The 14,599-nt window shown below is 32.9% G+C and carries 14 protein-coding genes and 1 tRNA gene; 4 read left to right on the top strand and 11 right to left on the bottom strand.

From position 1 onward, the window contains the following. Window positions 1–189: 189 nt before the first annotated feature. From V7719_RS01410 to V7719_RS01365, 10 genes are all read right to left on the bottom strand, one after another. Entirely contained in the window at window positions 190–1,428 is a 1,239-nt protein-coding gene (locus V7719_RS01410; protein WP_335728068.1) for a M1 family aminopeptidase, read from the bottom strand. 207 nt (window positions 1,429–1,635) lie between these two features. Further along, window positions 1,636–2,070: a DoxX family protein gene (locus V7719_RS01405; RefSeq protein ID WP_335728067.1), complete on the bottom strand. Its 435-nt coding sequence runs from the start codon at window positions 2,068–2,070 to the stop codon at window positions 1,636–1,638. A gap of 46 nt (window positions 2,071–2,116) precedes the next feature. Next, window positions 2,117–2,839 carry a bacillithiol biosynthesis deacetylase BshB1 gene (bshB1, locus tag V7719_RS01400; protein WP_335728066.1) on the bottom strand — a complete coding sequence of 241 codons (723 nt, stop codon included), beginning with the start codon at window positions 2,837–2,839 and terminating at the stop codon, window positions 2,117–2,119. Further along, window positions 2,836–3,195 carry a cupin domain-containing protein gene (locus tag V7719_RS01395; RefSeq protein WP_335728065.1) on the bottom strand — a complete coding sequence of 120 codons (360 nt, stop codon included), beginning with the start codon at window positions 3,193–3,195 and terminating at the stop codon, window positions 2,836–2,838. The genes bshB1 and V7719_RS01395 overlap by 4 nt, the downstream gene beginning before the upstream one ends. Window positions 3,196–3,223: 28 nt before the next feature. Further along, window positions 3,224–4,219, bottom strand: a complete 996-nt coding sequence (gene gap / locus V7719_RS01390; protein WP_335728064.1) for a type I glyceraldehyde-3-phosphate dehydrogenase — start codon at window positions 4,217–4,219, stop codon at window positions 3,224–3,226. A 14-nt stretch (window positions 4,220–4,233) separates the two neighbouring features. Continuing rightward, window positions 4,234–4,851 carry a pyridoxamine 5'-phosphate oxidase family protein gene (locus V7719_RS01385; protein WP_335728063.1) on the bottom strand — a complete coding sequence of 206 codons (618 nt, stop codon included), beginning with the start codon at window positions 4,849–4,851 and terminating at the stop codon, window positions 4,234–4,236. Between the two features lie 369 nt (window positions 4,852–5,220). Continuing rightward, the gene (locus V7719_RS01380) at window positions 5,221–6,207 is read right to left on the bottom strand and encodes an alpha/beta fold hydrolase (RefSeq protein ID WP_335728062.1); all 987 of its coding nucleotides are present in this window, start codon (window positions 6,205–6,207) and stop codon (window positions 5,221–5,223) included. A gap of 383 nt (window positions 6,208–6,590) precedes the next feature. Continuing rightward, entirely contained in the window at window positions 6,591–7,001 is a 411-nt protein-coding gene (locus V7719_RS01375; protein ID WP_335728061.1) for a nuclear transport factor 2 family protein, read from the bottom strand. A 51-nt stretch (window positions 7,002–7,052) separates the two neighbouring features. Further along, window positions 7,053–7,610: a TetR/AcrR family transcriptional regulator gene (locus tag V7719_RS01370; RefSeq protein ID WP_335728060.1), complete on the bottom strand. Its 558-nt coding sequence runs from the start codon at window positions 7,608–7,610 to the stop codon at window positions 7,053–7,055. A 179-nt stretch (window positions 7,611–7,789) separates the two neighbouring features. After that, a tRNA-Leu gene (locus V7719_RS01365) sits at window positions 7,790–7,871 on the bottom strand. A gap of 107 nt (window positions 7,872–7,978) precedes the next feature. On the opposite strand from V7719_RS01365, the gene V7719_RS01360 reads away from it, so the two are divergent. Then, complete coding sequence (locus tag V7719_RS01360) at window positions 7,979–9,370, top strand: dipeptidase (protein WP_335728059.1); 1,392 nt, start codon at window positions 7,979–7,981, stop codon at window positions 9,368–9,370. Window positions 9,371–9,440: 70 nt separating this feature from the next. Here the strand turns inward: V7719_RS01360 and V7719_RS01355 are convergent, their stop codons facing one another. Beyond that, window positions 9,441–10,817 carry a M28 family peptidase gene (locus V7719_RS01355; RefSeq protein ID WP_335728058.1) on the bottom strand — a complete coding sequence of 459 codons (1,377 nt, stop codon included), beginning with the start codon at window positions 10,815–10,817 and terminating at the stop codon, window positions 9,441–9,443. A 125-nt stretch (window positions 10,818–10,942) separates the two neighbouring features. On the opposite strand from V7719_RS01355, the gene V7719_RS01350 reads away from it, so the two are divergent. From V7719_RS01350 to V7719_RS01340, 3 genes are all read left to right on the top strand, one after another. Further along, window positions 10,943–11,308, top strand: a complete 366-nt coding sequence (locus V7719_RS01350; protein WP_335728057.1) for a BlaI/MecI/CopY family transcriptional regulator — start codon at window positions 10,943–10,945, stop codon at window positions 11,306–11,308. A 2-nt stretch (window positions 11,309–11,310) separates the two neighbouring features. Continuing rightward, window positions 11,311–13,068 (top strand): M56 family metallopeptidase, encoded by a 1,758-nt coding sequence (locus V7719_RS01345; protein WP_335728056.1) that lies wholly within the window; start codon window positions 11,311–11,313, stop codon window positions 13,066–13,068. A gap of 418 nt (window positions 13,069–13,486) precedes the next feature. After that, window positions 13,487–14,587: a DUF4407 domain-containing protein gene (locus V7719_RS01340; protein WP_335728055.1), complete on the top strand. Its 1,101-nt coding sequence runs from the start codon at window positions 13,487–13,489 to the stop codon at window positions 14,585–14,587. Window positions 14,588–14,599: the final 12 nt, after the last annotated feature.

The following is a 14,599-nucleotide window of genomic DNA, read 5'->3' as shown; positions in this document are numbered from 1 at the left end:
TCTTGTACATCGATATTTTTTGTAATCCCTATTTTATGTTTGATTAAGTTAGGTACATCTTCAACTTTGTCAATATGATGCCAAAAAAAATGTAATTGGGCGTCATCGTTCAATAATGTTTTTGCCGTTGTATACCACTGGAACCTCTAATAATCAAGGCTGTTTTGTTTTTAAATTTTATCTAAAGTACTAATTGATACCTTTCAATTTTCTAATTACAAAATCTTTTATTTCCTTTCCCAATTCCTTCTCTATAGTATTGAGAAGTTCTGAGGTACTCGTTATTTTATTTTTGTATACTACTTTTAATAAATCGACAAAAGCAACTCTTCCAATTTTGAACTCTAATCCATATAATATGAATGCGCCCTTATAGGTAATAACATTTTGGTAATCGTTATTACTTTTTTCTATTTGGTATAATGTCGGTAAATCTTTAGTTTGCTTTTTTAACCTAACTATATTTTTTGTGAAATTATCTTCTCCGTATAAATCACGCTGTAGTATAATTGCCGAATATTCTGCAAAAGATTCATTTAGCCAATCTTCCCAGGTATTTACACTGGCATTATTCCACCATAAATGAGCTAGTTCATGGGCCAATATTTTATCATAAAATGAATCAAATGAACCATCAATAGATAATGAAATAAAATTTTTCCTAGCATAAGACGTTGTGTGATCTAATTTATTTACCGTCAAAACAAGATTATTTGAATTGGAATTACTAAACATTCCATTCAAATTCTCAAAATGAAATATTGTGTTTCCTTTAATTGTATTTACACTTTCCTGATCTAAACCAAAATGATAAATTTTGACTTTTCCATTGCCTATGGATTCATGATTTAATTGAGGCAAAATAATAATCGGTATACCTACAGAGGGTATTTGTTGACTAATTTTCCATAAATTATGACTGTTTGAAACTTTACCAGAACTGATAATATTATAGCCTTCTGTCAGGTTTACATCAACATTGTAGGCAAAAGTTCCATATTTAGTATTAAAAGGAAACCAAGCAGTATATAAGTTAAGCTCGAGCCAATTCTCATTAAACGTAAATCCGTTATTTTTAAGACTATCTAAACTAAGGGAATACTGCAATCCTACTGTATTCTCTTTAATATCGGCTGTAGGTAGCGAAATATATTTATCATCACCAATAAATGATTCCTGTATTACTTTGTATGGAATCGGTTTAGAATTTGAATAAACTTCTGAGATTTTAGAAGATTGATGCAGATATAATTTTAATGTATCTATTTTAGATAAATCATGTAATGTGATTTTAAAATCTGCAATAAGGTTCTTGCTATTCATATCTATTGAAATACTCCCATCATATTGTTTTAAATTTTGGGCGAAAAAAGCAAAAGAGTTAAGGGCAATAATAGTTACGAAAATGATTTTTTTAAGCACATTCATTTGTTAAAGAATTATTTATTAGGTTCTATCTATGAAATTTTGTTCAATCTCATCTCGTTTTTTTGATACAAATACGTTTCATTCTTTATCTGAAATCGGATAGCCACATAAGCGCTATTTTTCTTGATATTCACAGAGAAATGCGTATCACTGAGAGTAGAATATTTTAGAGAAATTAAGATGTGATTTTATTAGTTTTTAAATTGGTTATTTTCTTTTTTTAGCAATAATAATGTCTATTTCGAGGTATTTATCTTTCATTAAGCTTAATGCAAAAGCACCAGCAGAAGCAGTAAAAACAGAATAGTCAAATGCTCCTTTTAGTCCCGTTGAAAAGGTCATTGCTAAAGCAAAAAATAATAAAAGAAATCCACTCAATTTGGCAAAATATTCAGTTTTATATCCAATGATCATACATAGCGCAAAAATTATTTCTGCAGTTGTGGCTATAATTCCTAAAGGAGAAATTAGAACGTCTGGGATTAATGGATTTATTAAACGTGTGTATTCTATAAAATTATTCCAGTTTCCCCAAGCCGAAACTTCAACGCTCCAAAACCCAAATCTATCTGCAACTGCTGACAAAAATCCAATGGATATTGCAAGTCTTAAAAATAATTTAATTGATTTATGTGTTCTCATTTATTATCTTTTTAACTGTTTAACTTTTATTTAATATGTGTTGGATTTAGCTTAATTGAAAAAAATCATGAACACCAATATATTTATTTACGGTAAATCCCTCAGCATATTTCGCATTTATAGGTCTTCCATAAATACTGTTCGTGCTTTTTATCTGATTTAACAAGCCTAAAATAGAACTAGGCTCATTCTCCTTAGGCTTTACAAATTGTGATCTAAAAGCTTTAATCGCTTCTGTTTTTTTATCCATTTCGGATGAAATATCAATCACAAAATCAGGTTCAATAAAATAATCTTGTATGTAATTGTAAACAGCTTTTGGCCTCCAAGGTTCTTGAGTATCTCCTTCATAAAAAGTTTCCTTCTTTTTGAGCCCCGATAAAAATGCGGCATCAGCAACTAGTTTCGCGGCATTGGCATGATCTGGATGACGATCATGAATGGCATTAGCTAATACAATTTCTGGTTGGTATTTTCTAATGGCTTGAATGACCAATAATCGACTTGCTTCATTATTTTCAATAGAACCATCTGCTAAACCTAATTGTTCTCGGTATTGAATTCCCAGAATTTTTGAGGAGATTTCGGCCTCTTGTTTTCTGGTTTCTGGCGTTCCAAAAGTGCCCATTTCACCAGCTGTTATATCTATAATAGCAACGGTTTTACCTAAAGCAATATGCTTCAATAAAACTCCTGCTGCTGCACATTCCACATCGTCAGGATGTGCACCAAAGGCTAGAATATCGATCTTTTGTGATAGCTTTTTCAAATTTCTTCGTAATTATCTATTGTTAAATGAGATTTCACACCTCCTGTATGCTTAATGTTTTTGGGTTCAAAAAGCATCATCCAAACTTCTTGTTTAGCTACTGGTTTATGCTCTACACCTTTAGGGACCAAAATCATTTCTCCCTCATTTACAATTTCTGTACGATCTCTAAACATCATTTTCAAAGTGCCCTTTAGAATTATGAATAATTCATCTTCCTCTTTGTGATCGTGCCAAACAAATTCCCCTTTTACTTTAGATATTTTTACTTGTTGCCCATTTAATTCTGCTAGAACTCTTGGTTTCCACAAGTCATTAATAACGCTAAATTTGTTATTTATGTTGATTGCTTTCATTGGATTAATTAATTTTCTAATATCACTATTAACTCTTTTTTATTTCTAGAATTTGACGTATCATTTGATTAGTAAAACCCCATTCATTATCATACCAGGTCATCACTTTAAGCAGATCTCCATCTACAACACGCGTCATGTTCAAGTCAACGGTTGATGCATAGGGACTCTTCACAATATCTGAAGAGACTATGGGCTCAGTTGTTGTGGTCAATATATTCGTATACCGGTTTGTTTTGGATTCCTCCTCAAAAATGGCATTTACTTCTTCTACGGTTACGGGCCGTTCTGTCACAAAAGTCAAATCAGATATAGATCCAACAGGAATGGGAACACGAAGTGCGACGCCGTCAAATTTTCCTGCATATTCTGGTAAAGCCTTGGTTGTTGCAATTGCTGCACCTGTTGATGTTGGTATAATATTGGCAGCTCCGGCTCTACCCATTCTAAAGTTCTTTTTAGAAGGACCATCAACAATGCCTTGAGAGGCTGTATAGGCATGAACTGTTGTCATAATTGCCTTTTTAATTCCAACTCGTCGTCCTAAAATTTCGACTATAGGGCTTATATTATTGGTTGTACAACTTGCACAAGAAAAAATATTGGTCTTACCGTGTTCTGAATTAACACCATGAACTACAGTAGGCATATCAATACTACTTGTTGGAGCTGAAACTACCACTGTTTTAGCACCTGCTTTGATATGCTTTTCAGCACCTTCCGTTGTTGTAAATAAACCTGTACTTTCAATAACAAGCTCTATATTATTTTCTTTCCATGGTAATTCTTCAGGATTTCTTATGGATGAGTATTTGATCTTTTTACCATCGATTACTAAATTGTGATCGTCAAATGAAACTGTTCTTTCATATATTCCATATACCGAATCATATTTTAGTAAATACGCTGTATTTTCTGCTGTAACAATATCATTCACTGCTACCAATTCTAATTCTGGTGTTTCTAAAATTACTTTTAGAGCCGCTCTTCCGATACGTCCCATTCCGTTAATTGCTATTTTCATTTTTATGAGTATTTTTATTGTTTGATTTGTTCTTTTAGTTCTTTAACTTCTTTTTCTAATGATTTTATATATTCTTGTTGAGGCGAAAAAGCCTTTTCAATTTCCCCAGTAGTATATCGTGGAGTAATATGTTGAGGGCAGTTCCAATCATAAGCCTCAATATTGAACACCATCATTCGTTCTGGTCTGAATTTATAATCGTCTAAATTTAAAAGTTCATATAATTCAGGATCATCTTTAAGTTGGACGACCTCAGCTTTGGCAAAAATTTTAAGTCGAGTTTTAGAAGGATAATCAATCGCAATAAGCGAAACATTATTGTTGGTTGCTATGTTTCCAACAGAAACATATTGCCTGTTGCCAACAAAATCAATAAAACCTATCCGTTTTGAATCGAGTACCTTCAAAAATCCTTTAGGACCTCCACGATGTTGGATATAAGGGAACTCTTTAACACCTATTGAAGCAAGATAAAAACTGTCAAGGTTTTGAATAAATGTAACTTCATTTATCGTCAGTCCATCAACAATGTTAAACTTTTCCATGCGTTCATAAGCCTTACGACTTCCATGTTGCTCCTGTAGATTTTTAACCTCATCTGTAAATGCGATTTCTGCAAAGTTTTTAGCCATGATTACTATAATTAAATGTTGAACCAGGTGTAAATTGAAGAGTGGAATCTTTAAAAATGCTTACAATTTCTTCTGGAGTATTATTTCTTTTATAAATATATATCGATAAAAATTGGAAATGACAAAAAGTTCGGAATTCTTGAAGTATGGGCGAGTAAATAGTGTATTGTGATTTCTTTCCCTGCTGTTTTCAGATAATCGTACCCTTTTTATTTCGTTAAAAAAGAACATGGAAGTATAAAATAACTGCCATGTTCTAAATACTATTCGTTAATAAGTCGTTATTTAGTGTGAATACCAGTTTGAGTGTTGCTATTAATCTCAATCTTTTGTCACCCAAACTGGCATAAAAAACAACCAATCACACTATTACTTTATGTTATTCTTATCTAAGAAATTCAAAATATAGTTCGCTATTTCATCTCCTTTTTCTTCCAAAGCAAAATGTCCAGTGTCTAATAAGTGAATCTCTAAATTCTTTAAATCTCTTTTGTAAGGGTGAGCACCATCTGCCGGAAATATATAATCATTCTTTCCCCAAACAATTAATGTTGGTGGTTGATGATCTCTAAAGTATTGTTGCCATTCTGGATATAAAGGCACGTTTGTTCTGTAGCTGTAGAACATTGCTAATTGAATCTTGTCGTTTTCTTCTCGCGTTAAGTGTTGTAAATCGATATTCCAATTGTCAGGACTAATTTTAGAAACATCTTGCACACCATGTGTATATTGCCATTTTAAACCATCAGGTGAATGAAATCCTTCCAAGGGCTTTCCATTTTCTACAGTATAATCATTCCAATATTTTTTAATAGGAATCCAGAAATCTTTTAAACCTTCATCGTAAGCATTTCCATTTTGTATGATTAACGCTTCTACTCTTTCAGGATATTTAGCTGCAATTCTAAATCCAATTGGAGCACCATAATCCATTAAATAGATACTGTATTTTTCAACTTTCAATTCTTTTAGAAAGCCTTCAACAATATTTGCCATATTATCGAATGTATAGTCAAAGTCTTTCATCAAAGGTTGATCGCTTCTACCATACCCAGGATAATCTGGAGCTAACACGTGATATCGATCAGACAAGTCTGTAATTAAATTACGAAACATATGTGACGATGTTGGGTAACCATGTAATAATAGAATGGTTGGCTTGCTGATATCTCCAGCTTCACGGTAAAAGATATTTAATCCATTTACTTTGACTGTTTTATGAAGTGTCGCTTGTGTTTTTTCTAGAACGTTAACTACTACTTCTTCGTTTGTTGGGTTTTCAAAAGAAAGTAATCCCATCGATAGTACAGCTAAAGCTGCAATTCCTAATACTGATTTCAAAATTTGTGTTTTCATAATTGTTTAATTTAAAATGATTAATAATAAAATTCCAGTTAATAATGGTAGTGTTAGAAATAAACTTATTAACCCTAATGCTACTTTTGAATTATTACTTAATCTCATTTTTTTTATTTTAACTGTTAATTCAATTTGTGTTTTGATAAGGTTTTCTTATCGGTTTCTTCTTTTACTATTCCATACATAACTTTTTGTTTGTGTGGATGTCATCGAAATTTGATTACTATTTAAGGTTCTCATGATTTTTGTTTTTTAATAATTAGTGTTGAAAAAATGTGTTTAATTAATGCGTCTTCAGTACATGTTTCTTTTTAGAGGAGATCGTTTCTTAATCTCTTACTTTATGTTTCATTTACCATTTGGTTGTTTTTATTTTGTTTCTATTTAAATTTACGCTGTGACTCTTCTATCTCAGTATCATTGGCGCTCATGTCTCTTATTTCCATTAACCCTTCGTTGTCGAATTGCCAATGTTCATTCCCATGAGTTCTATGCCATTGTCCAGTCAAACCATTTTGCCATTCATATTCAAACCGAACAGAGATTCTATTATCGGTAAAACTCCATAGGTATTTTTTTAACTTGTAGTGCAACTCATTATCCCATTTATCAGAAAGAAATTCAGCTATAGCAGCTCTACCTGTAAAAAATTCATCTCTGTTTCTCCAGTTGGAATCAATGGTATATGCCATTGACACTCTTTCTGGGTTTTTGCTGTTCCAAGCATCTTCTGCTGCTTGCACTTTAGCCTCTGCTGTTTCCTTGGTAAAAGGAGGTTTTATTTGTTTCATTTGTTTGTTTTTTAGTACAGACAAGTCTGTTTTATTGATGTAAAAAATATATTATAATAATTTAATACATGTTCTTTTAGCTGAAATTATTGGCCAACTATTTTTTTGTATTTGAGACAATATTATTGCGCCTTCCATAAGCACTAAAATTTCATCTCCTAATTGTTCTGCGCCTTCGGTTGTATATTGATTTTCTTCTTTTAATAAATCGTGAATCAAGTCGCGTAATTCATTTTTATGCAAGGCTACCTGATCCTTAATTTTTTGTTGATCTTTAGGTAAATCACAAATTATATTTTGAAAGCCACACCCTCTAAACTCCACATCAGCCAACCATTCATTCAAATAATCAAAACTTGCGATTAATTTTTCTTTGTTCGTTTTTTTAGACTTTATATAACTTAATAAGTTGCCTACCCACATAATATGCCTGTCTTTCAGATAGGTAACAGCGATATCTTCTTTTGAATTGAAATGTCTATACATACTATCTTTAGACGCTCCTGACTCCTTTAAAATTTGATTTATCCCGGTTTGATTATACCCTTCAAAATAAAACAAATGTGATGCTGCTTCGATTATTCTTTCTTTGGCTCCTTTTCTTTCCATGGTACAAATATACAATGCATTTTCAGAAGTACAGACAAGTCGGTACTTATTTAACATTTCTTTAACACTTACGGAAATCTTTCCTCACCAACAATACCAAAGTAAATGATCTATAAAAACAGTAGAACGTTGAAGCTAAACAAAAAAGCCAACTCGTTTGAGTCAGCTTTTTTATTAAGTACAGGCGGAGAGACTCGAACTCTCACACCTTGCGGCACTAGATCCTAAGTCTAGCGTGTCTACCAATTCCACCACGCCTGCATTTTGGTCTGCAAATATAAACAATAGTTTGAATATTCAAATAACTTTAATGCGGAAAAACATATGCCAATTTTGTACTTTTGAAAAAATTAAAAAAATAGACTCGCATGCAACATATTCAATCTTATATTGAAGAACATAAAGACCGTTTTCTAAATGAACTTATTGATCTGCTTAAAATACCATCAGTAAGTGCTGATTCTGCCTATAAGGATGATGTTATCAAAACGGCAGATGTCATTAAATCTAGTCTTGAAAAAGCAGGTTGTGAACATGTTGAAATTTGTGAAACTGAAGGATTTCCAATTGTATATGGTGAAAAAATGATAGACGAAAGTTTACCAACTGTTTTGGTATATGGTCATTATGACGTACAACCAGCTGATCCTCTCGGACTTTGGCATTCTCCACCTTATGAGCCTGTTATTAAAAAAACAGACATCCATCCTGAAGGGGCCATTTTTGCTCGTGGTGCTTGCGATGACAAAGGTCAAATGTACATGCATGTAAAGGCTATGGAGTTTATGACGGCTACAAATCAATTACCATGTAATGTGAAGTTTATGATTGAAGGTGAAGAAGAAGTTGGTAGTGTGAACCTTTCAAAATTCGTAAAAAACAACCAAGAAAAACTTAAAAATGATGTCATTCTAATCTCTGATACCGGAATGATTGCTCAAGATGTTCCATCAATCACAACTGGTCTTCGCGGATTGAGTTATGTGGAAGTAGAAGTCACTGGGCCTAATAGAGATTTACATTCTGGATTATATGGTGGAGCTGTTGCCAATCCGATAAATGTCCTAACTAAAATGATTGCGTCGTTACATGACGACAATAACCATATAACAATTCCTGGATTTTATGACAAGGTTGAAGAGCTTTCCGAAGCCGAAAGAGCAGAGATGGCAAAAGCACCATTTTCTCTTGAAGATTATAAAAAAGCTATAGATATTGATGCTGTATATGGTGAAAAAGGATATACTACAAATGAACGCAACTCCATTAGACCAACACTAGATGTCAACGGAATTTGGGGAGGCTACACAGGGGAAGGCGCAAAAACGGTAATTGCTAGTCAGGCGTTTGCTAAAATATCGATGCGATTAGTACCACATCAAGATTGGGAAGAGATTACAGATTTATTTAAAGCCCATTTTGAAAGCATCGCTCCAGCTGGAGTCACAGTAAAAGTCACACCACATCATGGCGGACAAGGTTATGTGACGCCAATTGATAGTATTGGGTATCAAGCTGCTTCCAAGGCTTATCATGATACATTTGGGGTAAAACCTATACCGCAACGCAGCGGTGGAAGTATTCCAATTGTAGCCTTATTTGAAAAAGAGTTGAAAAGTAAAACAATCCTGATGGGATTTGGTTTAGACAGTGATGCTATTCATTCTCCTAATGAGCATTTTGGTGTATGGAATTACCTTAAAGGTATTGAGACTATTCCTTTATTTTATAAGTATTTCACTGAATTAAAAGAAGCTTAAAGATCCTGTAAATAACAAAAAAAGCCGCCAGATTATATGATTTGGTGGCTTTTTTGATTTTATCAATTTGTTATTCTTTTACAACCTTGTATGTTCCTGTTTTTTCTGAAGATTTAATATTCAAGAAATAAATTCCTTGAGGTATTTTCTTAATGTTCAAAGTCGTAATATTTTCAGAAGAACTCGAATTCAGTATAAGTTTCCCTGAAACATCGTAAAGTTGAATATCTATATCTCGTATGTTACTATTGGTTTCAATATTAAGATTTGATTTTACCGGATTTGGATAAACATTAACTTCATCATCTAGAAAGGACTCCAAACCAAGCGAATCGAAAATAATACACGTACTACGTTCTACACATGTTCCTGAAGTCACTTCAACAGAATAAGTCCCATTATTATTTGGCGTAAATGATTGGTTCGTTGCGCCTGAAACTGCAGTATCTGTATCACAATTATACCATTGATATGACGTTGATGACTGATTTGAAGTAAGCATTGTACCCGTTTGCGTAACCGTATTATCAACAGCAACCAAACTTGCTTTAGTTGCCATATAAGCTGTAACCAATTTCACCATTTCTCCATAGTATTGTAAATCTAAAGTAGCTACAGTATCTTCATTTGAGTGATAAAAAGGTGTTTCATCATTGGTTTCCCAAGACTCTCCTAACAATAAAGCGGTGAACCCTTGTGCCCAAAAACTCGCGTGATCACTTGCGGTAGTTCCTGGATTAACTTCAATAACATTTAAATCAAATGTATAGGAATTTAAAACTGTAATAATATCATCTTTCATAGCAGCAGAACCAGCGATATTACGGTAATCAATATCAAATTGGTTATCTCCAGGTTGTCCTGGAGCATCTCCGTCATAACCCATCATATCCATATTTAAAACCCCTAAAATATTATCACCATTTGCTGCAGCCAAATTCGCATAAAATGCAGAGCCACGTAGTCCAATTTCCTCTTCATCCCAAAGTGCATATACAATTGTATTATCCAAACACTGCTTTGATAAAATTCTTGCTACTTCGAGTACAGCAACAGTACCTGTTGCATTATCATCGGCACAATAGAGATCTACTGTATCATAATGAGCACAAACGACATAAATATTATTAGGATTAGTCTTTCCAAGTTGAGTAGCAATAATATTTCGACCGGCAGTATTAAATGGTTGGTCTGTAATTGTTACATTATCCAGCGCTTCAAATTGCTCAACTAAATAATTGGCAGCTACATCATTATTAGCCTGTCTCCTATCATCAATTTCTTCTAAGTTACCAGCAACTAATACCATTTCTTCTCCCGTAAACTCATTGAGAGTTAATGTCAATCTATTGATATCAACCTGATTAATAATGTCCTGAATATTTTGTCCGTAAGAGAATATAGAACAAAATAGAAGACAAATTAGAGTAGTCTTAATTACTTTCATTGTGGGCGTTTTTCTTGTAATTTTTTATCAAATATAGTGGATTTTAACAAAATAGTAATTGAAGATCCTTGTAAATCAAATTTTTTGTTCTACATTTGTAGAGTTAATTCTAAACTTGTAGAGCAATGCAATTACCTAAAACAGAAGAACAACTCATGCAATATCTTTGGAAACTCGAAACCGGTTTTATGAAAGATCTTCTTGAAGCCTACCCTGAGCCAAAACCAGCAACCACAACTGTTGCCACGCTTTTAAAGCGAATGATTGACAAAGGTTTTATTGCTTATAAGCTCTACGGAAAATCCCGAGAATATTACCCTCTGATTAAGAAGAAAGACTATTTTTCTAAACATGTTAATACCCTTATAAAGACCTTTTTTAATGACAGTGCTTCACAGTTTGCTTCTTTCTTTACTAAGGAAACCAATTTATCAAAAAAAGAATTAGAAGACCTAAAAGCTTTAATCGATAACGAAATTAAAAATAAATAGTCATGCTTATCTATATCTTAAAATTCAGTGCTTGTCTTGCCATTTTCATGGTTTTTTATAAACTGTTTTTAGAAAAATCTAGTATCCATAATTTCAAACGATTTTATTTATTAGGCGCCTTAGTTCTGGCAGTAGTTATTCCATCATTAACCTTTGTAGAATATATTGAGCCCATTGTTTTCGAAAATCTTAAAATCGTAGAACCAATGACCTCTATTGAGATTGGTGATACAATTCTTCAAGGAACACTAATACAGTACACGCCAATTATTTTGTGGAGTATTTATGCTTTAGGTGTTTTTGTTTTTCTTCTGAAATTTTTCCTCAACCTATATCGCATGATCTCAAGAATTAGGAATAGTCCTAAATATAAATCGGCAAGTTTCATCAATGTATTAGTCAAAAACCTGATGATTCCACACACGTTTTTTAGCTATATTTTTTTAAACAAATACAAATTTGAAAATGCCGAAATTCCAGAAGAAGTCATCCTTCACGAACAAACCCATGCCAAACAAAAGCATAGTATTGATATTCTTATTTTAGAAATTTTGCAAATCCTATTTTGGTTCAATCCACTTATCTATTTTCTAAAACGAGACGTTAAACTTAATCATGAATTTCTAGCAGATCGCGCTGTTTTACAAAACGGAATTCAGCCATCAGTATATCAACAATTATTATTATCATTCTCATCTAGTGCTAGCGAACCTCAATTGGCAAATGCCATCAATTATTCATCCATCAAAAAACGATTTACAGTTATGAAAACAAAAACATCAAAAACATCTATTTGGCTTCGAAGCTTATTAGTTTTACCACTATTAGCCCTTTTACTCTTCAGCTTCACAGACCGCAAACAAGTTATTAAATCGGAAATAACAGAAACGAACACATCAGATGAGTTTATACCAAACAACGTTTACGCCGGCTCATCAGGAATAATAGAAAGACAACAAACTGCAACACCAAAACAATTGGCTGAGTATAACAAACTTGCTAAACAATATAATAAGCAACCATTAAAGCAACGCATAATTAAGCTTAAAGACATTAAACGCTTAGAAGGTTTGTATAAACTAATGAGCGACGAGCAAAAGAAAAATGCACAACCATTTCCGGAATGCCCACCTCCACCACCTTCACCTGTATCCATTGAAGTCATAGAAATAGAAGAAGTGCCGTCTCCTTCACCAGTATCTATTGAGGTAAGAGAAATAAAAGACGTACCTCCACCTCCACCTTTGCCTAAAAATGCAACCTTAGAACAAAAGAAGAAGTACAAGCGTGCTATTAAGAATTATAAAACAAAAAAGCTTGCCAAAGTTACCAAGCTGAAAAACAAAAAAGGAGAACTTGTAGAAATAGTAGAGATCCCAGAAGTTATTGAAGTTCTGTCTCAAGCGCCTTTACCTAAAAACGCTACTTTAAAACAAAAGAAAAAGTATAAACTTGATGTCGAGAATTATAAAGCAAAAAAACTTACTAAAGCCACCAAACAGAAAAAAGAAAAGGGAAAACTTATACAAATAGTAGAAATTCCACCTCCACCACCTCGAAAGTCTTCTTTAGATTTTGCCATAGATCTTGCTAAGAAAAATGCTAAGTTCTATTATGAAAATGAGGAAATTTCTTCCGATAAGGCCATAGCACTTTTAAAAAAGAATCCTAAATTAAATTTACTCGCAAAAAACGCTACGAAAAAACAACCCTTAGTCTATATTTCTAAAGCACCAATCGTTTTAAAAAAAAAAGAGTAAAAAGCCAGTTGGTGATAAATTGACACTAAAAGAACACATTTTAAAAAATAAAAATTGACTTTAGATGATTCTGAAGTAACGTGTTTTAAATTCAAATTTCCAGATTAACCATGACAAACTATTAAGGGCAAGCCTCTAAATGAAGCTTCAAAAGCATATATAAAAGAGGCTTCTAAAGGCAGTTTTGTACAGTTTTTTGATATTAAAGATTCAAAAGGTTTAATTCATCCACCAGTAATTGTAAAAATTTCCGACTAGCTTGTTGCGTTAAAGGAAACTAGCGTTTCATGATACAAATAAACTCAGCTCCTAATTTTAAACTTCAGAAATAGTTTAGAATTAGGAGTTTTCTGTTAAAATATGTAACAATCATGGTGGTTTTGCGTTCTAATAGACAATCAATCAAAAATCAATCATCATGTTAAAAAAATTCTTCATCATCTGTTCTGGAGCAGACACAGATATTCTCGAAAATTGTGGTCTAGGCGAACAAAACAAATATGCGGGCATTGGAGCTACAGTTTTCTTTACCGCAGTTATGGCATTTATAGCCAGTAGTTATGCACTATATACTGTTTTTGATAATTATTTTACGGCAATAGCATTCGGGTTTATTTGGGCATTATTAATTTTTAATCTCGACCGTTTTATTGTGTCTACCATTAAAAAACGAAACAATATTATAGATGAAATTATCCAGGCATCACCAAGATTAATTCTTGCTGTGATAATAGCAGTAGTGATTTCAAAACCTTTGGAACTTAAAATTTTCGAAAAGGAAATTAACCAAGTCCTTTTAGAGCAAAAGAACGATTTAACCTTAGCCAATCAAAACCAAATAGCAGATCAATTCACACCTAATGTTGAAGCGCTAGAAAGTGATATTGCTACATTTCAATCACAGATAGTAACCAAAGAAACGGAAGTGAACGCACTTTATGATGTTTACATTACTGAAGCTGAAGGTACTGCCGGAACTCAATTATTAGGAAAAGGCCCTGTTTATAAAGAAAAGCGTGATAAACACGATGCTGCACTTGCCGAGTTACAACTATTAAAGACAAGCAACAAAGCCAAAATTGAAGCTACTGAAATCCAAATTGCTCAATTAAAAATCGATTATGACACTCAAGTTGCGACCACACAACCAATCATTGATGGATTTGATGGTTTAATGGCTCGTGTGAATGCCTTAGGTGAATTACCGTGGCTGCCGTCATTGTTTATTTTACTATTATTTTTAGCTATTGAAACCTCTCCAATTTTTGCTAAACTAATATCACCTAGAGGTGAATATGATTATAAACTAGAAGATGCCGAAACAGCTGTTAAAACTTGGGTAGAACAGAAAGTCAGCGAGCGCAAAATCTTATTGCAGACCGACCAAACACTCAATAATAGAATCTACAATGATATTGCCGAAGAAGACGAACTCTACAATTATAAACGTAAAAAAGCACGCGAATTAATGCAATTGCAAGCTGATGCTTTCTTTAAACATCAAAAAAACGCATTGTAATTTTAAGTATAT

The organism is Psychroserpens sp. (assembly GCF_036960315.1).
Classification (GTDB): Bacteria; Bacteroidota; Bacteroidia; order Flavobacteriales; family Flavobacteriaceae; genus Psychroserpens.
The sequence above is the reverse complement of the archived record's forward strand: the minus strand, read 5'-3'. Positions and strand labels throughout refer to the sequence as shown.